25 protein-coding genes are annotated in these 21,099 nt (G+C 60.8%); 14 read left to right on the forward strand and 11 right to left on the reverse strand.

Annotated features, from left to right (window positions below; translation table 11 throughout):
- Positions 1 to 93 precede the first annotated feature (93 nt).
- On the forward strand, positions 94 to 1,041 hold the full coding sequence (locus tag ACR0I8_RS15300; protein ID WP_170691570.1) for an L-threonylcarbamoyladenylate synthase: 948 nt from the start codon (positions 94 to 96) through the stop codon (positions 1,039 to 1,041).
- Here ACR0I8_RS15300 and ACR0I8_RS15305 read toward each other — a convergent pair whose 3' ends face one another.
- Positions 1,042 to 1,596, reverse strand: a complete 555-nt coding sequence (locus ACR0I8_RS15305; protein ID WP_170379089.1) for a YqgE/AlgH family protein — start codon at positions 1,594 to 1,596, stop codon at positions 1,042 to 1,044. It abuts the gene before it with no gap.
- 148 nt (positions 1,597 to 1,744) lie between these two features.
- Here ACR0I8_RS15305 and ACR0I8_RS15310 point away from each other — a divergent pair, with 148 nt between their 5' ends.
- Both ACR0I8_RS15310 and ACR0I8_RS15315 read left to right on the forward strand, forming a co-directional pair.
- On the forward strand, positions 1,745 to 2,554 hold the full coding sequence (locus tag ACR0I8_RS15310) for a protein-disulfide reductase DsbD domain-containing protein (protein ID WP_480703347.1): 810 nt from the start codon (positions 1,745 to 1,747) through the stop codon (positions 2,552 to 2,554).
- A gap of 4 nt (positions 2,555 to 2,558) precedes the next feature.
- Positions 2,559 to 2,978: an NUDIX hydrolase gene (locus ACR0I8_RS15315; protein WP_170553721.1), complete on the forward strand. Its 420-nt coding sequence runs from the start codon at positions 2,559 to 2,561 to the stop codon at positions 2,976 to 2,978.
- Here the strand turns inward: ACR0I8_RS15315 and ACR0I8_RS15320 are convergent.
- The 7 genes from ACR0I8_RS15320 to ACR0I8_RS15350 form a co-directional block, all read right to left on the reverse strand.
- Entirely contained in the window at positions 2,975 to 6,376 is a 3,402-nt protein-coding gene (locus ACR0I8_RS15320; protein WP_170691574.1) for an efflux RND transporter permease subunit, read from the reverse strand. The two genes, ACR0I8_RS15315 and ACR0I8_RS15320, sit on opposite strands and share 4 nt — an antisense overlap.
- A gap of 5 nt (positions 6,377 to 6,381) precedes the next feature.
- Positions 6,382 to 7,830: an RND family efflux transporter gene (locus ACR0I8_RS15325; RefSeq protein WP_170691576.1), complete on the reverse strand. Its 1,449-nt coding sequence runs from the start codon at positions 7,828 to 7,830 to the stop codon at positions 6,382 to 6,384.
- A gap of 107 nt (positions 7,831 to 7,937) precedes the next feature.
- On the reverse strand, positions 7,938 to 8,480 hold the full coding sequence (moaB, locus tag ACR0I8_RS15330; RefSeq protein ID WP_170691578.1) for a molybdenum cofactor biosynthesis protein B: 543 nt from the start codon (positions 8,478 to 8,480) through the stop codon (positions 7,938 to 7,940).
- Positions 8,481 to 8,486: 6 nt separating this feature from the next.
- On the reverse strand, positions 8,487 to 9,107 hold the full coding sequence (locus ACR0I8_RS15335; protein WP_170691580.1) for a LysE family translocator: 621 nt from the start codon (positions 9,105 to 9,107) through the stop codon (positions 8,487 to 8,489).
- On the reverse strand, positions 9,104 to 9,703 hold the full coding sequence (locus ACR0I8_RS15340) for a metallophosphoesterase (RefSeq protein WP_170691582.1): 600 nt from the start codon (positions 9,701 to 9,703) through the stop codon (positions 9,104 to 9,106). The genes ACR0I8_RS15335 and ACR0I8_RS15340 overlap by 4 nt, the downstream gene beginning before the upstream one ends.
- Entirely contained in the window at positions 9,703 to 10,467 is a 765-nt protein-coding gene (locus ACR0I8_RS15345) for a uracil-DNA glycosylase (RefSeq protein ID WP_170691584.1), read from the reverse strand. The genes ACR0I8_RS15340 and ACR0I8_RS15345 overlap by 1 nt, the downstream gene beginning before the upstream one ends.
- A gap of 107 nt (positions 10,468 to 10,574) precedes the next feature.
- Positions 10,575 to 10,715, reverse strand: a complete 141-nt coding sequence (locus ACR0I8_RS15350; protein WP_480703350.1) for a hypothetical protein — start codon at positions 10,713 to 10,715, stop codon at positions 10,575 to 10,577.
- A gap of 192 nt (positions 10,716 to 10,907) precedes the next feature.
- Between ACR0I8_RS15350 and ACR0I8_RS15355 the strand changes: the two genes are divergently transcribed.
- From ACR0I8_RS15355 to ACR0I8_RS15400, 10 genes are all read left to right on the forward strand, one after another.
- Complete coding sequence (locus ACR0I8_RS15355; protein ID WP_480703352.1) at positions 10,908 to 11,183, forward strand: hypothetical protein; 276 nt, start codon at positions 10,908 to 10,910, stop codon at positions 11,181 to 11,183.
- Between the two features lie 163 nt (positions 11,184 to 11,346).
- Entirely contained in the window at positions 11,347 to 12,282 is a 936-nt protein-coding gene (locus tag ACR0I8_RS15360) for an aspartate carbamoyltransferase catalytic subunit (protein WP_170491099.1), read from the forward strand.
- Positions 12,279 to 12,797 carry a hypothetical protein gene (locus tag ACR0I8_RS15365; RefSeq protein WP_170691588.1) on the forward strand — a complete coding sequence of 173 codons (519 nt, stop codon included), beginning with the start codon at positions 12,279 to 12,281 and terminating at the stop codon, positions 12,795 to 12,797. The genes ACR0I8_RS15360 and ACR0I8_RS15365 overlap by 4 nt, the downstream gene beginning before the upstream one ends.
- A complete protein-coding gene (locus ACR0I8_RS15370) occupies positions 12,782 to 13,168 on the forward strand; it encodes a hypothetical protein (protein WP_170379112.1) in 387 nt (128 codons plus the stop codon). Before ACR0I8_RS15365 ends, ACR0I8_RS15370 begins: the two co-directional genes overlap by 16 nt.
- Positions 13,165 to 13,617 (forward strand): hypothetical protein, encoded by a 453-nt coding sequence (locus ACR0I8_RS15375; protein ID WP_170691589.1) that lies wholly within the window; start codon positions 13,165 to 13,167, stop codon positions 13,615 to 13,617. Before ACR0I8_RS15370 ends, ACR0I8_RS15375 begins: the two co-directional genes overlap by 4 nt.
- On the forward strand, positions 13,614 to 14,894 hold the full coding sequence (pyrC, locus tag ACR0I8_RS15380) for a dihydroorotase (protein WP_170691591.1): 1,281 nt from the start codon (positions 13,614 to 13,616) through the stop codon (positions 14,892 to 14,894). The genes ACR0I8_RS15375 and pyrC overlap by 4 nt, the downstream gene beginning before the upstream one ends.
- Complete coding sequence (gene plsY, locus ACR0I8_RS15385; RefSeq protein ID WP_170691593.1) at positions 14,894 to 15,499, forward strand: glycerol-3-phosphate 1-O-acyltransferase PlsY; 606 nt, start codon at positions 14,894 to 14,896, stop codon at positions 15,497 to 15,499. The genes pyrC and plsY overlap by 1 nt, the downstream gene beginning before the upstream one ends.
- Positions 15,496 to 15,765, forward strand: coding sequence for a hypothetical protein (locus ACR0I8_RS15390; RefSeq protein WP_170691595.1), 270 nt, complete (start codon positions 15,496 to 15,498; stop codon positions 15,763 to 15,765). The genes plsY and ACR0I8_RS15390 overlap by 4 nt, the downstream gene beginning before the upstream one ends.
- 191 nt (positions 15,766 to 15,956) lie before the next feature.
- Entirely contained in the window at positions 15,957 to 16,430 is a 474-nt protein-coding gene (locus ACR0I8_RS15395) for a YHS domain-containing (seleno)protein (protein WP_170553758.1), read from the forward strand.
- A 267-nt stretch (positions 16,431 to 16,697) separates the two neighbouring features.
- Positions 16,698 to 17,228 carry a porin family protein gene (locus ACR0I8_RS15400; RefSeq protein WP_170639852.1) on the forward strand — a complete coding sequence of 177 codons (531 nt, stop codon included), beginning with the start codon at positions 16,698 to 16,700 and terminating at the stop codon, positions 17,226 to 17,228.
- 54 nt (positions 17,229 to 17,282) lie between these two features.
- On the opposite strand, the gene ACR0I8_RS15405 is transcribed toward ACR0I8_RS15400, so the two are convergent.
- Entirely contained in the window at positions 17,283 to 18,266 is a 984-nt protein-coding gene (locus tag ACR0I8_RS15405) for a quinone oxidoreductase family protein (RefSeq protein WP_170379126.1), read from the reverse strand.
- Between the two features lie 193 nt (positions 18,267 to 18,459).
- On the opposite strand from ACR0I8_RS15405, the gene ACR0I8_RS15410 reads away from it, so the two are divergent.
- Positions 18,460 to 19,317 (forward strand): DUF2189 domain-containing protein, encoded by an 858-nt coding sequence (locus ACR0I8_RS15410; protein ID WP_170691597.1) that lies wholly within the window; start codon positions 18,460 to 18,462, stop codon positions 19,315 to 19,317.
- Between the two features lie 12 nt (positions 19,318 to 19,329).
- Here ACR0I8_RS15410 and ACR0I8_RS15415 read toward each other — a convergent pair whose 3' ends face one another.
- Together ACR0I8_RS15415 and ACR0I8_RS15420 are read right to left on the reverse strand one after the other, a co-directional pair.
- The gene (locus ACR0I8_RS15415) at positions 19,330 to 20,328 is read right to left on the reverse strand and encodes an NAD(P)H-quinone oxidoreductase (protein WP_170691599.1); all 999 of its coding nucleotides are present in this window, start codon (positions 20,326 to 20,328) and stop codon (positions 19,330 to 19,332) included.
- A gap of 55 nt (positions 20,329 to 20,383) precedes the next feature.
- Positions 20,384 to 21,076, reverse strand: a complete 693-nt coding sequence (locus ACR0I8_RS15420) for a COQ9 family protein (RefSeq protein WP_170691600.1) — start codon at positions 21,074 to 21,076, stop codon at positions 20,384 to 20,386.
- Positions 21,077 to 21,099 lie beyond the last annotated feature (23 nt).

Genomic DNA, 21,099 nt, shown 5'->3' on the forward strand with positions numbered 1-21,099 from the left:
GAATCTGCGATCAGCGCCGGTATGCATCTTTGCGTATTGGGATTACCTACTCTTCCCCATGTTGCAAGCAACCAAAACGCGGCGTCACCAGATATGATCCCCACCACTCTTGAGCTAACAGCCGACCCCGAAGGTATTGCCCGGGCCGCTGATCTGTTGCGTCAGGGCCTGCTGGTCGCCTTCCCGACCGAGACGGTCTATGGCCTGGGAGGTGATGCTAGAGACGGTGAGGCCGTGGCCGGGATTTACGAGGCCAAGGGTCGGCCCAGTTTCAATCCGCTGATCGCCCATGTCGCCTCGGTTGAGGCGGCGCAGCGGTTTGTGCAGTGGTCGGATCAGGCCGAGCGTTTGGCGAATGCGTTCTGGCCCGGTCCGCTGACCTTGGTTCTGCCGCTGAAGCCGGGGCACGGTGTGTCATCGCTGGTTACTGCAGGGTTGGATACTTTGGCCGTTCGCGTGCCTGCGCATCTTACGGCGCGCGCTTTGCTGGCGGCAGTTGACGGGCCGGTTGCGGCGCCATCGGCCAATCCCTCGGGTCAGATTAGCCCAACGACGGCAGCACATGTTCATGCGGGCTTAGGTGGTCGGATCGCCGCCGTTCTGGATGACGGCCCCTGCGGTGTCGGGTTGGAATCCACCATCGTCGGACTGGCCGGAGAGCCCAGCCTGCTGCGCCCCGGAGGCGTCGCGTTGGAACAGATCGAGACCGTCTTGAACACCCGTCTTCACCTGCACAAAGCGGGAGATATGCTGACCGCTCCGGGGCAGTTGCAGTCGCACTACGCGCCAGATGCACCGGTCAGGTTGAATGCCGAAACCGTGCAAGGGGATGAGGTTTTGTTGGGGTTCGGCCCGATCGCCTGTGACATGAACCTGTCTGAAACAAGCAATCTGACCGAGGCTGCGGCCAATCTGTTCGCCGCGCTACACAGCCTGAATGAAACCGGGCGTCCGATCGCCGTCTCACCGATCCCCGATCATGGGGTGGGGGCTGCGATCAATGACCGTCTACGCCGCGCCGCCGCGCCGCGCGACAGTTAGCTAGGCACGGCCTGCGCTGGCCGATAGGGTCAGCGGGTCGACACCCAGCGTAGCCAGGGCCTTTTCCCATTTGTCGTCATCGGGCACATCGAACACCAACTCCGAGGATGCATCCGCCGTCAGCCAGCCATTCATCGCGATCTCATCCTCTAGTTGACCGGGGCCCCAGCCGGAATAGCCCAGCGTCAGCATCGCGTTCAGCGGGCCACGCCCAGCGGCCATATCCTCCAGCACATCCAGCGTGGCCGTCATGCTGAAGTCATCCGAAATCTGCATCGAATGCAGGTTCGCATCGTAGTCGGAGCTATGCAGAACAAAGCCACGCGACATCTCGACCGGGCCTCCGAAATGCACCAGACGCTCGCCTATGATAGGAATGCGACACGGGATGTTGAGCTGCCCCAGCAGGGTTTTGAACCGCAGATCAGAGGGTTTGTTGATGATCAACCCCATCGCCCCATCGTCGCCGTAGCTGCAGATATACACCACCGAGTGGTCGAAGCGCGGATCGCCCATCCCCGGCATCGCAATCAACAGTTTTCCGGTCAGGTCCATGCGAGGTTTCTCTTGCTCGTTACCCCTAAACAATGAACCTGCGGCACTGGTATTGGCAAGGGAGCAAAGCTGATTTCAGCAGATTTCACACAGGTGACCCGAACGTGACTTGGATTTCAGGTCCGCACGGCGCATGTAATGGGGTATGATGACTCGCATGAAATCTTCGGTTGCCCTTCTGCTCGCCTGTCTGGGCCTGTCCGCACCCGCCTCGGCGCAGGGTTTGGACGGCGTTGTTGCGCTGGATGTTCTGGACGGAGGACGCACGGCCAATGGGACCTATCTGGGCGCGCTGCGCCTGACCCTCAAAGAGGGTTGGAAGACCTATTGGCGCGCGCCGGGCGACGCCGGGATCCCGCCGCAATTCGATTGGAGCGGATCCGGAAATCTGGGCGACGTGCGTATCACCTGGCCCGCGCCCGAGATTTTCGACCAGAACGGCCTGAAATCCATAGGCTACGAGGATCAATTGGTGCTGCCGGTTGAGATCACGCCCAAGAACCCCGCCAAACCCGTGCGCCTGCGGGGTGAGGTGGATCTGGGGGTCTGCAAGGACGTGTGCATCCCGCAGCGTCTGGATTTCGACCATAAGGTTAACACCAATGCCGGGCGCAACCCCGCAATTGCGGCCGCGTTGGCGCAGCGCCCCTACTCGGCCCGTGAAGCCCGTGTGGCCAAGGCCAGCTGCCACCTGACCCCAACCTCGGACGGGATGCAGATCGAGGCGCGGGTGACCATGCCTTCGGCCGGCGGGCAAGAGGTTGCGGTGATCGAGCCGGGGAACCCGATCCTTTGGGCTTCGCAACCCGAAACGCAGCGGCAGGGCGGCACACTGATTGCACGATCCGAGGTGATCAGCGCCTCGGGCGCACCCTTTGCGCTGGACCGGTCTGAAATCCGGATCACGGTTCTCGGCGCCAATCACGCGGTGGACATTCAGGGATGCTCTGCAGGCTGACCTTATGACCCAATCTCCCAAGATCGGTGCGCTGGCTGTTGTCCTGCATCAGGAACACGTTCTGCTGGTGCAACGCAGTAAGGAACCGGATCGAGGCCTGTGGGGGTTTCCTGGCGGCCATGTGGAATGGGGTGAGACCGTCCTTCAGGCCGCAGAAAGGGAATTGTTTGAGGAAACATCGGTCACGGCTGAACCGTTGCACTATCTGGACAATCTAGACCTGCTGAGGAGGGATACGGATGGGCAAGTCTTGTCGCACTACCTACTGGTAGGGGTGGCCTGTCGGTACCAATCCGGCACGCCTTTGGCAGGGGATGATGCGCTGGACGCGCAATGGTTTCCTATCGAGCGAATCCTCAAAAGCGACCTGCCGATGAGCAACCGTGTGGCCAGCCTGTTGCAGCTTGCGCTAAAGGCAGGCTAGGCTCCGGCCCGGCTTTTGAACCGGGCATAGAACATCCCAGACAGCAGCACGCTCAGGATCACGATGGGGATGGCACCCGCCACAAACGCTCCCAAACCCATGCGCAGAATCTCGGGGGCCTCTGCACCTCCATAAAGACCGACCAATGGGTCTACAGGCGCACCCGAGACCATCGGCCAGACCAGCGTCACCGCAAACCAGAGCAACAGCGCCAAAGCGGTCGCACCCAGCGCGGCCTGCACCACGCGGTCCCGCGCATAGATCGCCCGGCGCATCGCGGTCATTGGGCGCGCGAAATCGTTCAGGATCGCCAGCAGAGCGGGCACCAGAACCAGAACCAGGACCATTCCAAAACCCAGCCCATAAACCAGCGTGATCACCGTTGGCTTGAGGAACTGTGCCTGTTGCGAACCCTCATACAGAAGCGGCGTCAGACCCAGCACCGTCGTCAGCGTGGTCAGCATTACGGGGCGCAAACGGTCGGCTGTACCTTCGATGATTGAGGGCACCAACCCCCTCTCCTGCTGGTAGCCATCAATGGTGGTCACCAGCACAATCGAGTCGTTGACTATAATGCCTGTCATGCCCAGAAGCCCGACAACAGTGAACATGCTCAGCGGCACGTCCCAGATATAGTGCCCCCAGATCGCGCCCACCAATCCGAACGGAATGATCGACATCACCACCAGAGGTCGCGACCAGCTGGCGAACACCCAGGCCAGAACAAGATAGATGCCGGTCAGGCACAGGATCAGACCGGTGCGCGCCTCGGACAGGAACTCGTCCTCTTGTTCGCTCAGGCCAGCCATACGCCAGTCGACCTGATATTCGCCCGCAATGCGCGGGAGGATCTCTTCGTTCATGGCACGACCGATTTCGGCGGCGCGGGCAGGATCATCCTCGGAGATATCGCCATTCACCGAGATCACCCGCAACCCGTTCTCGCGTCGGACCGTTGAAAAGCCTGATTTACGCTCGACCGAGACGATGTCGGCCAGCGGGACATAGACCCCGTCTGGGGTGCGCATCAGGGTGCGTTCCAGGAAATCGGCGGTCAACTCACCCTCGGGCAGTTCCACGCGGATCTCGGCGCTGCGGGGGCCATCGGGGAAGGTCGCGGCCTCAATCCCGTTCAACCGGTTGCGCAGCACGCGGCCCAGCGTTTCGATGCGGAAGCCCAGCGCCTGACCCTGTGCCGTCAGGTCGAGAATGTATTCCTCTTTGTCATAGGCCAGATTGTCCTCAAGCGCCGAGACTTCTGGGTATTTTGACAGTTCTGTCTGCAAATCCTCAGAGGCGGCTTTCAGCGTGTCCACATCCGCGCCGTAGAACTGCACGTCAATCGCATCCCCTCCGGGACCCGAGCGCCAGCCCCGGAAGCTCAGCAGCTCAACCTTGGGATGGCGGGGGACGAAATCCTGTAACTCACCAACAAACTCGAAGCTGGAATAGGGGCGCAGGTCGGCGTCGATCAGCTCGATCGAAATACCGCCCAGTAGGTCGTCATCCTTGCCCTCAGCGGCGGACAGACCGAACCCTGCACTGCCGCCAACTTCGGCCAGAACATATTCCAGAGGATTGCGCCCGTGGCGCTCCTCGTAGATCTGGCCTAGCTCTTCCGTGGCGCGCTGCAATTCGCGCATCATGGCAATCGTGTCAGCGCGCGTTGCGCCTTCGGCCATGATGAAATTGCCAGTGACCGAGCCACGCTCGGGCGCGTTGAAGAACCGCCAGTTCACATCGCCGCGAATGAACAGGGCAGCCTGAGTCGCGAGGATCACCAGCATCAATGCAACCACGACATAGCGCGCCCAGATGACCCAAGCGATCAGGGGGCGAAACAGGGTGTCCCGCACCCAGCGAAAGCCCCGGTTCACCACCCGGTTGGGCAGGTCGTACCAGTGTTCCTTGGCCGAATGCGCAATGGCGTGGGACATGTGGTTGGGCAGGATCAGGAAGCATTCGATGAGTGAGGCCGCCAGCACCGCGATCACCGTAAAGGGGATATCGCGGATCAACTCTCCGAACCGGCCACCCACAAGGGTCAGGCCGAAAAAGGCGATCACGGTGGTGATGGTGGCCGCAAAAACCGGCATGGCCATGCGGCGGGCGGCGCGTTCGGCGGCCACGATGGGCGGCTCCCCCAGTCGGCGGGCGCGGAAATCAGCGTGTTCACCCACAACAATGGCGTCATCCACCACGATCCCAAGCGTGATAATCAGACCGAACAGAGACACCATGTTCAGCGACAGGCCACCGATATACATCAGCGCAATTGCCGCTGACATTGCAACTGGAATGCCCGCCGCAACCCAAAACGCAATACGCGCGTTTAAGAACAGAAACAGCAGACACACGACTAGGCCAAGGCCGACCAGACCGTTGTCGATCAGAATATCCAGACGGTCGGTGATGGCCTGCGCGCGGGTACGGATCATCTCGACCGAGACACCTTCGGGCAGGCTGGCCTGCATCTCGGTCACCACATCCTCGACCGTGTGCTGGATCGCGATGGCATCCCCCAGATTGGACCGGTCCACCCGAACCGACATGGCCGGATTGTCCCCGACAAAGTAGCTGCGGTTGCGATTGACCCCTTCCACCCGGATCTGCGCCACATCACCAACAAACAGTTTCGAGCCGTCCGCAAATGTCCGCAGAGCGATGGTCTCAATCTCTTCCGGCGTGCGCTTTTCTGCGCCGGTCCGGATGCGCGCGTTGGCGCCCGTCACGTCCCCAGCAGGGCTGGCATTGACCTCAGCCGAGATGGCCGAGGCAATGTCGGCCAAAGCCACATCATTGGCAATCAGCTGAGCGGTCGGCACCTCAACCACCACACGCGGGGCGGCGAGACCGCGGATCGTGGTGCGGGTCACGCCAGCGGCAAACAGGCGGTTGATCAGCTCATCGGTAAACTTGGCCAGTTGGTCCGGATCAACTGGGCCGGTGACGACAACATCTGTCACCCGATCGCGCCAGGCCCCCCGTCGGATCGTGGGCTCTTCGGCATCTTCGGGCAGATTGGTGACGCTGTCGACGGCGGTGCGCACCTCCTCAACGGCGCGGGACATGTCCCAGTTCGGCTCGAACTCCAGCCGGATACTGGCAGAGCCTTCGCGAGAGGTCGCCGTGGTGCTTGCCACGCCTTCGACCGCCAGCAATTCAGGTTCGAGCAGTTGGACAATGCCATTGTCCACATCTTCGGGGCCAGCCCCTTCCCATTCGACATTCACGTCGACCCGTTCCAGAACCACATCCGGAAAGAATTGGGCTCGCATATTCGGGATAGCCGCCGCGCCCAGAACCAGCATCACCAGCAACAACAGGTTGGCCACGGTTCTGTGCCGGGTGAAATAGCTCAGGATACCACCGGCAGCGCTAGGGATGTCGCGCATCATGGCGCTTAGCCCCCGGCCAGGTTTTCAATGCGACGCACCAGCGAGACCGGAACCTTCGCCTCTTCCAACTGGCTGAGCATGCGTGTTTTCTCGGCCTCAGGCATATCCTTTCTCGCCTCGACATGAGTGATCAGTTCGGCCCGTTTCGCATCGGTCAATTCAACCAGATCAGGATCGGCACTGGCCTCGGGACGCAGGGGGCGCACGCGAACCCCAGACCCCAGCAGAGGCGTGCGGCCTATCACGACCTCGCGCCCTTCCAGCCCTTCGCCACGCAACAGAACCTCATCGCCCTGACGGCGGATCAGTCGCACAGGCAGGACTTCCAGACGATCATCCGCACCCAGAACCAGAACGGTTCCAGCTGCGTCCAGAACTGAAGACGGAAGGCGTGCGACCTCTTCCAAGGGCTGTTCCTGCACCGTCACGGTCACGAAATCACCGGGCTTGAACCCCGAGGCATCGTCGAGCCGGGCATAGATCAGACGCCCGGTTTGCCCCTCACCTGCCGAGCCGCTGTCACGGCTGATCCGGCCCCTCGCGGTCAGGTCGGCCCCTGTGACCTCGAGCGAGATAGTGAAAGGGGCGTTGATCAGCGCTCCGTCTTTGTCCAGCAAACGCACGAATTGCGCGGTTGAAACGCGGAAGGCCACCTCCAATGCGTTGGGGTCCACCAGTTCGGCCAGCTTCTCATTTGCTGAAACCAAACGCCCTTCGACCAGCGTGACATCTGTCAGCGTGCCTCCAAACCTTGCGCGGATAGTCATGTCCTCCAAGTCACGCTCTGCCGCTTCCTGCGCGATCCGTGCGCGGGCCAGCAGGGTCGTAGCCTGATCCACCCGCGATTCCGCCTGCGCAAGGGCAATGCGGCGCGCCAGAACCGATTGTTGTGCGGCGGCGGCGATCAATTCGGCCTCTTCCACACTGGCAGGTGCCCCCACACCGCGGGATTCAAGATCGCGCTGACGCTGCAGGGCCCTTTCACGCAGCTCAGCCTGCGCCTCAGCTGATTTCAATTCATCCTGCGCCAGCAGCAATGACCGTTCAGCATCACGTTCTTCAAACTGAGCATCCAGAACGTCCGACTTGGCACGATCCAGAGCCGATTGCGCATCCGCCGGATCAAGCTCGACCAAAACCTCACCTGTGGTGACGGTGCCGCCATCCACGAAATCATCAGCCAATGCGATCACGCGGCCGCCCAGTGCCGCGCGCAACTCCAGACGGCGGCGGCTTTGCACCTCGCCGAAGGCTTCGAGATTGGGCGTGACGGTTTCGAATACAGCCGGACGGACGGTCACCGCAAAGACCCGCTCGCGCGCTTTGGGTTGCTCATTCTCGCGGATCAGGACCTCTTGCACGGCGCCTGTGACGATCTGAACGGCGACAAACAGCAATGCCAGCGTCAGCGACGCCAGAAACACACCGACCAGACTCTGCCTTAAAAAACGCATCTATTATTCATCCCGGTTGCAAATGGGCTGCCCTGCGGAAAATGTAGCGGAGGCACGAAATATGCCAAGCCACAAAGCGGTTATAAGGTTTTGAACGTGCGACCAGTCTACTTCCGTCGCAGATGTTCGTCCAATCTGGGCAATATTTCCACGAAATTGCAGGGTCGGTGGCGATAGTCGAGCTGTTTCTCGAGGATTCCGTCCCAAGCGTCCTTGCAGGCCCCGGGGCTGCCCGGGAGCGCAAAGAGGTAGGTTCCGCCTGCCACGCCACCTGTCGCGCGCGACTGCACCGCCGAGGTTCCTATTTTTTCCATCGAGATAATGGTAAAAACGGTTCCGAAGGCGTCGATCTCTTTTTCATAGACGTCGCGATGCGCCTCGACCGTCACGTCCCGCCCGGTCAGCCCAGTGCCACCGGTCGAGATCACCACGTCGATCCCCGCATCCGCCACCCAGGCGCGCAGTTGATCGGCGATCTGGGCGCGCTCGTCGCGGATGATCTTGCGATCCGCAACCACATGCCCCGCCTTTTCGATGCGCTCCACCAGTGTCTGTCCCGAACGATCCTCATCAACCGAGCGCGTGTCCGAGACGGTCAGAACAGCGATGCGAATGGGAATGAACTCAATCGTTTCGTCGATACGTGACATCAGGCGTCAAGCCCTTTCCATGATTGCAAGCCGCAGCGCCAGCGCGGTGAAAATCCCGCCCGTCACCCATCCCATAATGCGCGAGGCGCGTGGATTTCCGATCAGCAACCGGCCGGCACCGCCAGCGAACACGCCAACCAATCCGTTCACGACAAAACCACCCAATGCGATGATCGCGCCAAAGATCATGAATTGCCCAAGGATCGGGCCTGCTGCGGGATCAACAAATTGAGGGATAAAGGCCAGAACGAACAGAATGATCTTGGGGTTTGTCAGGTTGACCACCATCCCGTCTCGGAACGCCATGCGCGTCGGCCTTGCTGGCCCTTCGGTCGAGACCGCTCCGTTGCGGATTGCGCCCCAGGCCAGATACAGCAGATAAGCAACACCCATCCAGCGGATGACATCAAACAGCCATGGCATCGAATTGACCAAGGCCCCAAGGCCCAGCCCTGCCAGCAGGACATGCACCATCAGTCCCAGCGATATCCCAGCACTTGCCACCAGCGCCGGTCGGGGTCCGGATTTAAGGCCCTGCCCGAAGCAAAACATCATATCCGCGCCGGGTGTGAGATTCAGCAACATCGCGGCGGGGACAAAGGCCAGCAGAGTAACGGTCTCGATCATATCGCAACCTCAAACCAATTTGTTCTGGGGCCAAGATTGGCGATTTCTGAACGACCCAATGACCCGCGATAGCCCCAGCTATCGTGGATATGCCCACAAAAGACCAGTTCCGGTTGCAGGCGCTCGACCGCATCGCGCACCGCGACCGATCCGACGGACATCCCCTGTGACGTAGTATCGCCAAACCCCTTGGGCGGAGAGTGAACAACCAGCACATCTGTTCCATCGCAACGGTCCAGCATCTCTGCGGCTTCGGCCTCGCTCAGGTCACAGGACCAGTCGCCAAACGGCGTGACTGGCACGCCGTAGCCCAAACCAAACAAGCGCAACCCGTCGACCGTCATGCCCGTGCCATGCAACACATGGACCCCCTCAGGGGCCGCGTCCGTCAACTCAGCCGCGCTTTCGGCATTGCCGGGGACCAGAACCAGAGGTGCCGCTATGTCCGAGAGCATCTGCATCGCTTCATCCAGACCCTGCCGCATGTTGCAATAATCTCCGGCACCGATCACCAAATCCGCATCAGTGCTGGCGGCCACCAGATCGGCCGCCCGGTTGCGTGCCATGTGAAGGTCCGAGAACGCCAGGATACGCATCACCCGGCCCCCAGTCGCGCTTTCAGCTCGAGCAGATCCGCCCAGGCCTGTCGTTTCATCTGCGGCTGTCGCAGCAGGTAGGCGGGGTGGAACATCGGGATGACGGGCAGGTCCAGCGCCTGATCCCAACTCCCGCGCAAGCGCGTGATGCCGCGTTTACCCAAAACCGCCTGACAGCTGATATTGCCCATCACCACCAGCACCTCAGGCTTGGCGAGCGCCACGTGACGCTCCAGAAACGGCTTCATCATGCCGATCTCTTCGGGTTTGGGATCGCGGTTCTGCGGCGGGCGCCACGGCAGCACATTGGTGATGTAGACATCCTGCGCGCGGTCCAGATCAATTGCCGCCAACATACGGTCCAATAGCTGCCCGGCCCGACCAACAAAGGGTTTGCCTTCGCGATCCTCATCCCGGCCCGGAGCCTCGCCAATAATCATCACTCGCGCACCCGGCGTACCATCGGCAAAGACCAACTGCCGCGCGCCGCGCTTCAGCTCACAATGATCGAACGCCTCCATCACCGTGCGCAACTGGTCGAGGGATCCGGCGCCTTGAGCGGCTGCTTTGGCAATCGCCACCGGATCGACCTGTTTGGGCTTTTCCGGCGCGGCTTGAGGAGTCGCGGGCTTCTTCGCCTTGGGCGTCGTATCCGGCAAGGCATAACGGTCAATCGGCGCGTCCCCGATCGCCTCGGTCGCGCCCAGTTCGATCTGCCATTCCAGCAGCGCCTTTGCAGTGTGATAGTCCAAGCCCGATTCCATGCCCTCAATCTAACCAGCTTTTGCCTGAGGGAAAGCGAATAGACCTTGCCTCGGCACCGGGACAGACCGACCATGCGGGCGTCATGCTGTCTTTTCTGCGATTCCTTCTAGTTGCTCTGGTGCTTGCCTTCGGCGGCGAGCCCGCCTCGGCCCAGTTGCTTGGCGGGGCGGATCAATGCCGGGCGGGTCAGTTTGCCTGCGGCAGTCGGTGTTGCTCGGGTGGACAGAGATGCAGCTTTGACGGCCACTGCATTCCCCTGGGCGGAACCTATTGCGGCGGCGGGCGCAGCTGTGGCGCGTTCGAGCGCTGCGTTGCGGGTGGCACACGATGTGCACCTGCTGGGGCAAACGCCTGCACCTCAAGTCTGGATTGCCCCTCAGGCAGCTTTTGCAGTGCGCGCGGGCAATGTGAAAAAACCATACCTGACTTGAACCCGAGTTTGCCTGAGGCCCTTGACCCACCGCAGGTATGCGATGACGGCCTGACCTGCGCGCGCGGGTCGTCCTGCCTGCCGGGGGGCGGATGCACACGTCCCGGATGGTTCTTGTGCGAGGAAACCGGATCGCAATGCCGCCCCGGCTTCAAATGCTCGGAACATCAGGGATGCGTTCCGATCAAGGCCATCGACTGCGGCTACGGCAAGTGGTGCAAACCCGGCGAGCAATGCCTGCCCGAAGGCGGGTGCGAGAAACTGCCCGAAGGGTCAGAACCATAGAGCGTTTCGGGTTTAACTTGAGACACGAATACCCTGCCACGCCTGCGGCGTTCGGGGGCACATTCGTGTCGCAGAGTGATTCAGATAAAACCCGAAACGCTTTAGGTTGCCTCTGCCCGCGTGGCTTTCTATAAGCGGTCCGATTGTCAGACAGGAGCCCGCCATGCGTTTTGCCCATCGTCACCTTCTTGGCATCGAGCATCTGTCGCAATCCGATATCACCGCCATTCTGGATCTGGCCGAGAAATACGTCGACCTGAACCGCCAGTCGACCAAGCATTCGGATGTGCTGTCGGGTCTGACGCAGATCAACATGTTTTTTGAGAACTCGACCCGCACACAGGCCAGTTTCGAACTGGCGGGCAAGCGGCTGGGCGCGGATGTGATGAATATGGCGATGCAAGCCAGCTCGATCAAAAAGGGCGAGACGCTGATCGACACCGCCATGACACTGAATGCGATGCATCCCGACCTGCTGGTGGTGCGGCATCCTCATTCAGGCGCCGTGGACCTACTGGCACAGAAGGTGAATTGCGCGGTTCTGAACGCGGGCGACGGGCGGCACGAACACCCGACACAGGCCTTGCTGGACGCTCTGACGATCCGCCGGGCCAAGGGCCGGTTGCATCGCCTGAATATCGCGATCTGCGGCGACGTCGCACATTCCCGCGTGGCGCGATCGAACCTGATCCTGCTTGGCAAGATGGAGAACCGCATCCGCCTGATCGGCCCGCCGACGCTGGTCCCCTCGCAATTCGCCGAGTTCGGCGCCGAGATCTATGACGACATGAACGAGGGCCTAAAAGACGTCGACGTGGTCATGATGCTGCGCCTTCAGAAAGAGCGGATGGATGGCGGCTTCATCCCCTCGGAGCGTGAGTACTATCACCGCTACGGTTTGGACGCCGCCAAGCTGGCGCAAGCCAAGCCCGATGCCATTGTCATGCACCCCGGACCGATGAACCGCGGGGTTGAGATCGACGGTACACTGGCCGATGACATCAACCGCTCGGTCATTCAGGAACAGGTCGAAATGGGCGTCGCCGTACGTATGGCTGCGATGGAGCTTCTGGCCCGCAACCTGCGCGAGGTCGCATGAGCGATCTGACCGTCGCCCCCCATGAACACGGCGTGATCCGCCTGTTCGCGCTGGACATGCGCCCGGAAGAGGCGAAGTTCCTGCGCGAACCCGGCGCGGCCGATCAGGTTATGGGTGTTGATGGTCTGGACCACGATCAAATCGATATCTTCCCGGTCTCCGACCTCGAAGACCTTGGGCTTTATGGCTACCTGCACGAAGGCGGCGGCGTATCCGAGGATCAACTGGACCGCAGCATGCTTGAAGCCATCGAAGGCTGGGTCATGGTCGTGCGCAGCGCGGCCTTTGGTGGGCGCGCGGCACAGCTGAACCCTGATCCTCGCCTGCATTTGCTGGGTCTGTTCACCGAAGAGGCGACGAACTGGACCGGCGGTGCAATTGAAACCGAAAGCGTCAAGCCGTTCTCGGCCCCGCAGGTGCCCATCGACAATGATGCCCCTCGCCGTGTCGGATCGGCCCTGATGGCGGTTCTCGCCCTGCTTGTTATCGGAGGTGCCCTATGGCTGATCCTGTGACCTTCACCCCGGACAAACGCGCCTATGTCCAGACCAACCTGACCCTCGCCGCCATTGCGATGGCGGGTGCGATGCTGGTGCTGTGGTTGATTGGCAACCCCTATGTCTGGACTGGCGCGCCCGCCGGGTTAGCCGCAATCGGATTGCGCGCCTGGTATCTGGCCTCGGAAGAGTTGAACAATACGTGGGAATTGTCTGACACCACCCTCACCGGCCCGGGCCCTCGGGTCGTCGCGCTGAACCAGATCGAAGCCGTCAATACGATGGGCAGCTTTGTTCAGGTTGTGACACGGGGCGGTGACAAGCACCTCATTAAATATCAGGCGAACCCTGCCGCCACCAAGGCCGCCATTGAAAGGGCCGCGGGATGAGCGACTCGTGGTGGCGAACCTATATCCCTGAGGGCGAAGAGGTCCTTTGGACCGGGCAACCGCATCAGGGGTATTTTCCGCCCCATGTGGGGTGGGCTTACCGGATTTTGATCCTCAGCCTCGGTCTGGCTTGGCTGGCCAGCCCGTGGTTCGCCGATACCCTGCGGGACTATTGGAAACTGATCGGGTCCACGGGGTTCGTTGCGTTCCTCATGTGGTACGACCGCCTGCTGCGCACGTGTCGTGTCTATGTGGTGACCACCCGCAATGCATGGTGGATCAGCAAGATCTTCAGGCCCAAATACATCCCCGTCGACCACGCGTTGAACTACCATCGCAGCGGTCAGAACGTGGTGTTTTCGCGCCGCCTGTTTCTTGTCTTCGAATACCTGTCCGACCCTGATGCCGCTTTGGCGGCTTTGAACCAAGCCCGAGAGGCCTCAGCATGACTTCTGTCGTTTTTACCAATGCCCGCTTGATCAACCCGGAGACCGGCACGGACAGCTTGGGCTGGCTACACGCCGAAAACGGGCGCATTGTGGCGCTGGGCGATGGAGACGCCCCTGCCATCAACGGTGACGTCATCGACTGCGACGGCAAATGCCTCGCCCCCGGTATTGTCGATATCGGCGTCAAGGTCTGTGAACCAGGTGAGCGGCACAAAGAAAGCTACAAATCCGCTGGTCTGGCGGCGGCGGCGGGTGGGGTGACCACCATCGTCACCCGCCCCGATACGCTGCCAGCCGTCGACACGCCCGAAACGCTGGAATTTGCCACCCGGCGGGCACAAGCTGACGCGCCTGTCAACGTCCTGCCTATGGCGGCCCTCACCAAAGGTCGCGAGGGGCGTGAGATGACCGAGATCGGATTTCTGCAGGATGCGGGCGCGGTCGCCTTCACCGATTGCGATCACGTCATCACCAACACCAAGGTATTTTCCCGCGCGCTGACCTATGCTAAATCCTGCGGCGCGCTGGTCATCGCGCACCCTCAGGAACCAGGGCTGAGCAAAGGGGCCGCCGTCACCAGCGGCAAGTTCGCTGCTCTGCGCGGATTGCCCGCCGTCTCGCCCATGGCGGAACGGATGGGGCTGGACCGCGACATTGCGCTGCTAGAGATGACCGGGGCCGCCTATCATGCCGACCAGATCACCACCGCCCGCGCCCTGCCCGCACTGGAACGTGCCAAGCGCAACGGGCTGGACATCACCGCCGGGACCTCGATACACCATCTGACACTGAATGAACTGGACGTGGCCGACTATCGCACCTTCTTCAAGGTCAAGCCGCCCCTGCGGTCTGAGGATGATCGGCAAGCGGTGATCGAAGCGGTGCGCACGGGTCTGATCGACATCATCAGTTCGATGCACACGCCGCAGGACGAAGAAAGCAAACGCCTGCCGTTTGAAGAGGCCGCCTCGGGCGCGGTTGCGTTGGAGACCTTCCTGCCTGCAGCCCTGCGCCTGTTTCATGCAGGGCAATTGGACCTGCCCACTCTTTTCCGGGCCGTCGCGCTGAATCCGGCGAAACGGTTGGGGTTGGACAGCGGGCGACTAGCGCAGGGCGCGCCTGCCGATCTGGTCCTGTTCGACCCAGATGTGCCCTTTGTGCTGGACCGGTTTGCCCTGAAATCGAAATCGCAGAACACACCGTTTGACGGGCAGCGCATGCAGGGTAAGGTCCTTGCAACCTATGTGGCCGGCATAGACGTGTACCGGAGAACCTGATGCCCGAAATCGACAGCTCAATGACCGTACTCGCCCTGTGGGCGGCCCTGGGATACCTGATCGGCTCGGTCCCTTTCGGCCTGATCATCGCGCGTGTCATGGGGCTGGGCAATCTGCGGCAGATCGGATCGGGCAATATCGGCGCAACAAATGTTCTGCGCACCGGCAGCAAACCGGCCGCCGCGCTGACGCTGCTGTTGGATGGCGGCAAAGGGGCGCTGGCGGTCCTGCTGGCCCGCGCCTATGCAGGTGAGGACGCGGCGCAGATTGCCGCCCTGATGGCTTTTCTTGGCCACTGCTTGCCTGTTTGGCTTGCCTTCAAGGGCGGTAAGGGCGTTGCAACCTTCATCGGGCTTTGGCTGGCGCTGGACTGGCGCGTCGGCGTTGCTTGCTGTCTGACCTGGCTGGTCTCCGTCGCGATCTGGCGCATGTCCTCGGCCGGAGCGCTGGCCGCAGCGGCCTTGTCAACCACTTGGATCATCACCCTGACAGACGGTTCGACATTCATCCTCGGAATTGCCCTGACCTTCCTGATCTACTGGCGCCATAAGGACAACGTCGCCCGCATCAAATCCCGGACCGAGCCGAAAATCGGGAAATCGTGACCCCGCCAGAGGATTTTCTGACGGCATTTTTCGCCCTGCCCACCGGTACGTTCACTGGCCGAGCAGACACTAAGCGCTATGTCGTGTCACGGCAGGTTCTGGCCGGGGGCAAATCCCACAAGCTTGTCGCGCATGAATTGGGCGGGACGGACTATATCAGCCTGAACCTCTATCAGACACGAAACAGCGGCGCGCTGCTGCGTCCCTGTGAAATGCCCGCCCGCAAAGTGGTGGATTTCGTGTTGGCGCTGATCCCGGATATCTGATTGATATTCCGCATTTTTGCACAGCGCCTCTGTGCCTCAGCACAATCACAATTCATTGTTTTGAACGTGATCAACCCGCCTCCCATCTGCATTCCGTGGCGGCCAATTACCGGCCTCACAAGATAAAATCCCCGGGTCCGCAAATCGCAATTCAGGCGAGATCGCGCGGCCCTTTCACGAAAGGTGAAGCTATGAACACGTTTAAATCTCTGATCGGCGGCGTTGCCCTGTCTGTTGCTCTAGCCACTTCGACCCTGGCGGCTGGTGTTGAACTCAACGCAAGCTCGACTGGTCTGGCGATGCAAGGCTATGACCCGGTTGCCTATTTCACCGCTGGCGAAGCAACCAAAGGCGACTACCGCATCACCACCCTGCACAACGACGCTCTGTACCGCTTCTCGTCGGAAGAAAACAAAGTGGCATTTGAAGCCAACCCCGAGGCTTACCTGCCTGCATATGGCGGATACTGCGCCTTCGGTGCGGCCATGGGCTTCAAGTTCGACGGTGACCCGAACCACTGGAAAATCGTCGACAACAAACTGTACCTGAACCTGTCGCAAGACATCCAGGAACGTTGGGAAGGCGACATTCCGGGCTTCATCGAGCAAGCCAGCACCAACTGGGAAACCATCGCAGACAAAAGCCCGGCTGAGCTGCAGCAATAATCCGCTGAAATTGACAGCACGCGTCGGCGGCAGAGTGATCTGCCGCCGCATTTTATTTGAAGCTTTGAAAACGCTAACTATCTTATTGAGACAAGCCCGGGTCTAACGGGCGGACATCGGGCCAAACGGCCTGAACGATCCAAGACCTAGTACGGAATATGCCACAAACGATGATCCGGTCCTGAGGCAGGGCCGTATTTGAGTATGGATATGCGTAGCCAGACCCACAAATTGGCGCGCGGTTATTTGGAATGAAAGGATCAAGACATGATAGGCAGATTGGCAATTGTGACAGCGGCGTCCACCCTGGCGGCAGGGGCCGCGATGGCCCAATCCTCGGGCAACTGGACAGGGTTCTACGGCGGTCTGCAATTGGGCTATATCGACGTGGACACCAGCGTCTCGGGCGTCGATGGTGATGGCGCGATTGGCGGTATCATCCTTGGATATGACTACGATCTGGGCGACTGGGTCGTGGGCGGCGGCTTTGACTATGACTGGACCAATATCGATCTCGGCCCCGCAACTGTCGAGGACGTCTGGCGGATCAAAGTGCGCGCTGGCTACAAGGTGAACCCTCAGGGTCTTCTATACGGCGTTGGCGGCTATGCGGATGCTGGCACCGACAATCTGGGCAGCGACGACGGCTGGTTCATCGGCGCAGGCTATGAGCAGATCGTGGCCCCGAATGTCAGCATCGCAGGCGAGTTGCTGTATCACGAGTTTGACAACTTCAACTCGTCCAGCGTGGATGTTGACGCCACAACACTGCAGATCCGAGCGGCCTACCGCTTCTGATTTTTCCGGTTTTGTGCTGGAGCAGACCCGGCGTCCTGCGCCGGGTCTTTGCGTTTACAAGTCCAGAATTGTGCTGCCGGTGGTTTGCCGCGCCTCTAGCGCGCGGTGCGCTTCGGCAATCTGATCCAGAGGGAAGCGTTGGTCGATATGGATCTTGACCTCGCCGCCCTGAACCTTGCCAAACAACCGCCGCGCCATCGCCTGACAGACCGCATGGTCCGCAATATGCGTGAACAGCGTCGGCCGGGTGATTTTGAGCGAGCCTTTTTGCCCGAGAATGCCGATATTCACTGGCGGCACCGGCCCGGATGCATTGCCGAAGGATATCATCATGCCCAAAGGCTTCAGACAGTCCAATGAGCCGTCAAACGTATCGGCCCCAACGGAATCCATCACCACATCGACACCCTTGCCACCGGTCAATTCGGCGACGCGTTCGGCAAAGTTCTCGGTCCGGTAGTTGATGCAATGGGCCGCGCCGTTGAATTGCGCCAGACTGCATTTCTCATCCGTTCCTGCGGTTCCGATCAGCTTGATGCCCTCGGATTTCGCCCATTGGCAGGCGATCAGGCCGACACCGCCCGCAGCCGCGTGAAACAGAACCGTGTCGCCACGCTTCAAGGGGGTGGTGCGATGGAACAGATATTCAACCGTCAGACCTTTCAACATCATCCCGGCGGCTATTTCCGAAGGGATGCCATCCGGCAGTGGGCATACCTGCGCTGCGGGCATCACCCGCGCCTCGCAATAGGCGCCGGACGGAGCGCTGGCATAGGCCGCGCGCTGGCCCGGCTGCAAATGCGTCACACCTTCGCCGACCGCCTCGATCACACCTGTAGCCTCCATGCCCAATGCATGCGGCAATTCAAGGGGATAGAGGCCCGTTCGTTGATAGACATCAATGAAGTTCAACCCGCACGCCTCGTGGCGAATGCGAACTTCGCCGGGGCCGGGATCGCCTAAAGGCTGGTCCTTGATCTGTAGGACCTCAGGTCCGCCGAATTCCTCAATGACAACTGTTCGCGCAGTTTGCTGCATTCTGACCTCCTCTTGCCTTTGCTCAAGCTAACACGCCTGCGCGGCAAGACAATCCGGGCGATGCGGCGGCGGCAATTCGGGAATTTCCAAAACTGTGCTATACTGCACGCAGGCGTTGCCGGCTGGTCCGGCCAGGAGCAACCCTCAGCCGGATCCATTCTGCGGCGCACCACTCGCCAAGGAAGGGAACAAAATGGCAAAAACTATCGGTAATCCGATCAGCTGGGCGGCCCAAAGCCTTGGAGCAACCAGCGATCACGTCTCGGAAAGCGTATCGCACCTGGGCAGCTCGGACGTGCGCCATCTGCCCATGGTGCAGCCACTCACATTCGACGACCTGAAATACTGCCTGAGAGCCGGATACACGGACTTTCTGGAAACCCGCGCGGATGCGATCTTTATCGTGCTGATCTACCCTATTGCCGGGCTTTTGATGGTCGGCTTTGCAATGAACATGGACTTGGTGCCGTTGCTGGCCCCCCTGATCGCAGGCTTTGCCCTGATCGGCCCGATCGCGGCCGTTGGTCTTTATGAAATCAGCCGCAAGCGCGAACAAGGCGGAGAGGTCCATTGGCTGGACGCGTTCGGCGTATTCCGATCGCCCTCCTTCGGGGCCATTCTGGCGCTCGGGTTCTACTTGGTCCTTCTGCTGCTTGTCTGGCTGATGGTCGCCCAAAGCGTCTATGCGCAGACGCTCGGCCCCGAACCGCCTGCCTCGCTGGGCGCGTTTGCGACCGAGGTTCTGACCACCGGCGCGGGGTGGACAATGGTCATCTTTGGCACCGCTGCCGGGTTCTTTTTCGCTTTGATTGCGCTGGCGGTCAGCGTAGTCAGCTTCCCGCTTCTGCTGGACCGTAAAGTAGGGCTGCCCGTGGCCGTTGTGACATCCGTTCGCGTGCTTCGCCACAATCCCGGCGTCATCATGGGCTGGGGCTTGATCGTCGCGACCCTGCTGGTGCTGGGCGCGATCCCGATGCTGCTGGGGCTGATCGTCATTATACCCGTTCTGGGCCACGCAACATGGCACCTCTACCGGCGCGCCGTTGCGTGACCCAAAAAGTGTCTAGCCCGCGACGTTCAGGACGATCTTGCCAATATGCTGCGAGCTTTCCATAAGCGCGTGTGCAGCAGCAGCCTCAGCCAGAGGGAATTCGCTGTGCAATACCGGCGCGACCTTGCCTGCAGAGAGCAGCGGCCAAACGGCCTCATGCAGGTCCTGAGCGATTTTTGCCTTGGCCAGATCGCTTTGCGGTCGCAGGGTGCTGCCGGTCAGCGTCAGGCGTTTCACCATCATCAGGGCAAAGTTCAACTCGGCCACGGGTCCTTGCAAAAAGGCGATCTGAACCAGACGTCCATCCTCGGCTAGCGCCTTTACGTTGCGCGGGATATAGTCGCCGCCAACCATATCGAGGATCAGGTTCGCGCCACCTTCGGCCCGCATAACCCCGACAAAATCCTCATCCCGATAGTTGATCGCTTTTTCGGCGCCCAAGCTGCGGCAGGCCTCGCACTTCTCAGCCGAGCCCGCAGTCGCAAAGACACGCGCGCCAAACGCGTTCGCCAATTGGATCGCCGTCGTCCCGATACCGCTAGATCCACCATGGACAAGGAACCGCTCACCTGCTTTCAGGCCTCCGCGTGTGAAGACATTCGACCAGACTGTGAAAAAGGTCTCGGGCAGGCAGGCGGCTTGCTTTAGGTCCATGCCATCGGGGACAGGCAGGCAATGCGCGGCGGGCGTGGCGACATATTCAGCATATCCGCCGCCCGGAAGCAGCGCGCAGACTTTGTCACCGATCGAGAGCCCCTCAACACCCGCACCTAAGGCAACCACTTCGCCCGAGGCCTCAAGCCCCGGTAGATCGCTTGCACCGGGAGGCGGATCATAGGCCCCGGCGCGCTGCAACGCGTCCGGTCGGTTCACGCCAGCATAGGCCACTTTCAAAACAACCTGCCCGGCCGCCGGCTCGGGAATCGGTCGTTCGGTCAGTTGCAGGACATCAGGGCCGCCGGGTTCGGTGATTTCGACGGCACGCATTGTCTGGGTCTCAGGCGAAGTCATGGGTAAATCTCCTTTGCCCAATGCCTAGCAGGCCAAAAAGCAAAGGCCCAGATGCTTACTTGCGCGGGTTCAACATCCCCGGCAAATCAGCCCGCATCTTCATCGGTGGTTTCACCTGAGCTGCAAACCAATTGGGAACGGCCAGCAAGGGCTTGAGCAGCGGGTTGCCGTTCACCTGCGCCTTGAGCTTTTCGAACTGCATCACGTTTTCGATCCGGCGGTCCAGAAACGCCCAACTGTTCTGGTGATCCGGCGATTCATCCCCCAGCCAAAACAGCAACGTCGACGAATAGACCCCCGACAGGGTTGCGCGCTTGGTGTACCAGTTCACATCATCCGACGTATCGCCCAGTGCATCCCAGATCAGATCACAGGTGCCCCAAACGGCCTTTGCCCCGTCCGCGGCGTGGTTGGGCAGCGAAAACAGGGTCATGCCCCGGCGCACCAGTTCCTTGTCCTCGACCGCCTCAAGCCGGAACCGAACGGCGGCGGCGACCTTTTCGCGAAACTTCAGCTCGCTCATGTCAGTGGACTTGATCCTATCCAGCATGACCTGATCGCCCCGCGTGTGGTAGGCCAGCGCCAGATCGACCGCGCCGCGCGGGCAGATCGCACGGGCCAGACCGTCATCCAGATCGCAATCAACAACGGCCGCGCGAAAACTGGCCTCGGACCAGCCATCGAACGGAACATGCATCAAGATCGCGTCCAGCAGCTGTTGTTTGGTGTCTTCGTAAGTGACGGTCATGGTGGGTCTCCGGTGCTTGGGCA

Source organism: Ruegeria sp. BG9 (assembly GCF_056538305.1).

Excerpts from the sequence above, each read along its gene's own strand:
- ACR0I8_RS15300 (WP_170691570.1), top strand. The coding sequence starts at position 94 with ATGATCCCCACCACTCTTGAGCTAACAGCCGACCCCGAAGGTATTGCC.
- ACR0I8_RS15305 (WP_170379089.1), bottom strand. The coding sequence starts at position 1,596 with ATGGACCTGACCGGAAAACTGTTGATTGCGATGCCGGGGATGGGCGAT.
- ACR0I8_RS15310 (WP_480703347.1), top strand. The coding sequence starts at position 1,745 with ATGACTCGCATGAAATCTTCGGTTGCCCTTCTGCTCGCCTGTCTGGGC.
- ACR0I8_RS15315 (WP_170553721.1), top strand. The coding sequence starts at position 2,559 with ATGACCCAATCTCCCAAGATCGGTGCGCTGGCTGTTGTCCTGCATCAG.
- ACR0I8_RS15320 (WP_170691574.1), bottom strand. The coding sequence starts at position 6,376 with ATGATGCGCGACATCCCTAGCGCTGCCGGTGGTATCCTGAGCTATTTC.
- ACR0I8_RS15325 (WP_170691576.1), bottom strand. The coding sequence starts at position 7,830 with ATGCGTTTTTTAAGGCAGAGTCTGGTCGGTGTGTTTCTGGCGTCGCTG.
- moaB (WP_170691578.1), bottom strand. The coding sequence starts at position 8,480 with ATGTCACGTATCGACGAAACGATTGAGTTCATTCCCATTCGCATCGCT.
- ACR0I8_RS15335 (WP_170691580.1), bottom strand. The coding sequence starts at position 9,107 with ATGATCGAGACCGTTACTCTGCTGGCCTTTGTCCCCGCCGCGATGTTG.
- ACR0I8_RS15340 (WP_170691582.1), bottom strand. The coding sequence starts at position 9,703 with ATGCGTATCCTGGCGTTCTCGGACCTTCACATGGCACGCAACCGGGCG.
- ACR0I8_RS15345 (WP_170691584.1), bottom strand. The coding sequence starts at position 10,467 with ATGGAATCGGGCTTGGACTATCACACTGCAAAGGCGCTGCTGGAATGG.
- ACR0I8_RS15360 (WP_170491099.1), top strand. The coding sequence starts at position 11,347 with ATGCGTTTTGCCCATCGTCACCTTCTTGGCATCGAGCATCTGTCGCAA.
- ACR0I8_RS15365 (WP_170691588.1), top strand. The coding sequence starts at position 12,279 with ATGAGCGATCTGACCGTCGCCCCCCATGAACACGGCGTGATCCGCCTG.
- ACR0I8_RS15370 (WP_170379112.1), top strand. The coding sequence starts at position 12,782 with ATGGCTGATCCTGTGACCTTCACCCCGGACAAACGCGCCTATGTCCAG.
- ACR0I8_RS15375 (WP_170691589.1), top strand. The coding sequence starts at position 13,165 with ATGAGCGACTCGTGGTGGCGAACCTATATCCCTGAGGGCGAAGAGGTC.
- pyrC (WP_170691591.1), top strand. The coding sequence starts at position 13,614 with ATGACTTCTGTCGTTTTTACCAATGCCCGCTTGATCAACCCGGAGACC.
- plsY (WP_170691593.1), top strand. The coding sequence starts at position 14,894 with ATGCCCGAAATCGACAGCTCAATGACCGTACTCGCCCTGTGGGCGGCC.
- ACR0I8_RS15395 (WP_170553758.1), top strand. The coding sequence starts at position 15,957 with ATGAACACGTTTAAATCTCTGATCGGCGGCGTTGCCCTGTCTGTTGCT.
- ACR0I8_RS15400 (WP_170639852.1), top strand. The coding sequence starts at position 16,698 with ATGATAGGCAGATTGGCAATTGTGACAGCGGCGTCCACCCTGGCGGCA.
- ACR0I8_RS15405 (WP_170379126.1), bottom strand. The coding sequence starts at position 18,266 with ATGCAGCAAACTGCGCGAACAGTTGTCATTGAGGAATTCGGCGGACCT.
- ACR0I8_RS15410 (WP_170691597.1), top strand. The coding sequence starts at position 18,460 with ATGGCAAAAACTATCGGTAATCCGATCAGCTGGGCGGCCCAAAGCCTT.
- ACR0I8_RS15415 (WP_170691599.1), bottom strand. The coding sequence starts at position 20,328 with ATGACTTCGCCTGAGACCCAGACAATGCGTGCCGTCGAAATCACCGAA.
- ACR0I8_RS15420 (WP_170691600.1), bottom strand. The coding sequence starts at position 21,076 with ATGACCGTCACTTACGAAGACACCAAACAACAGCTGCTGGACGCGATC.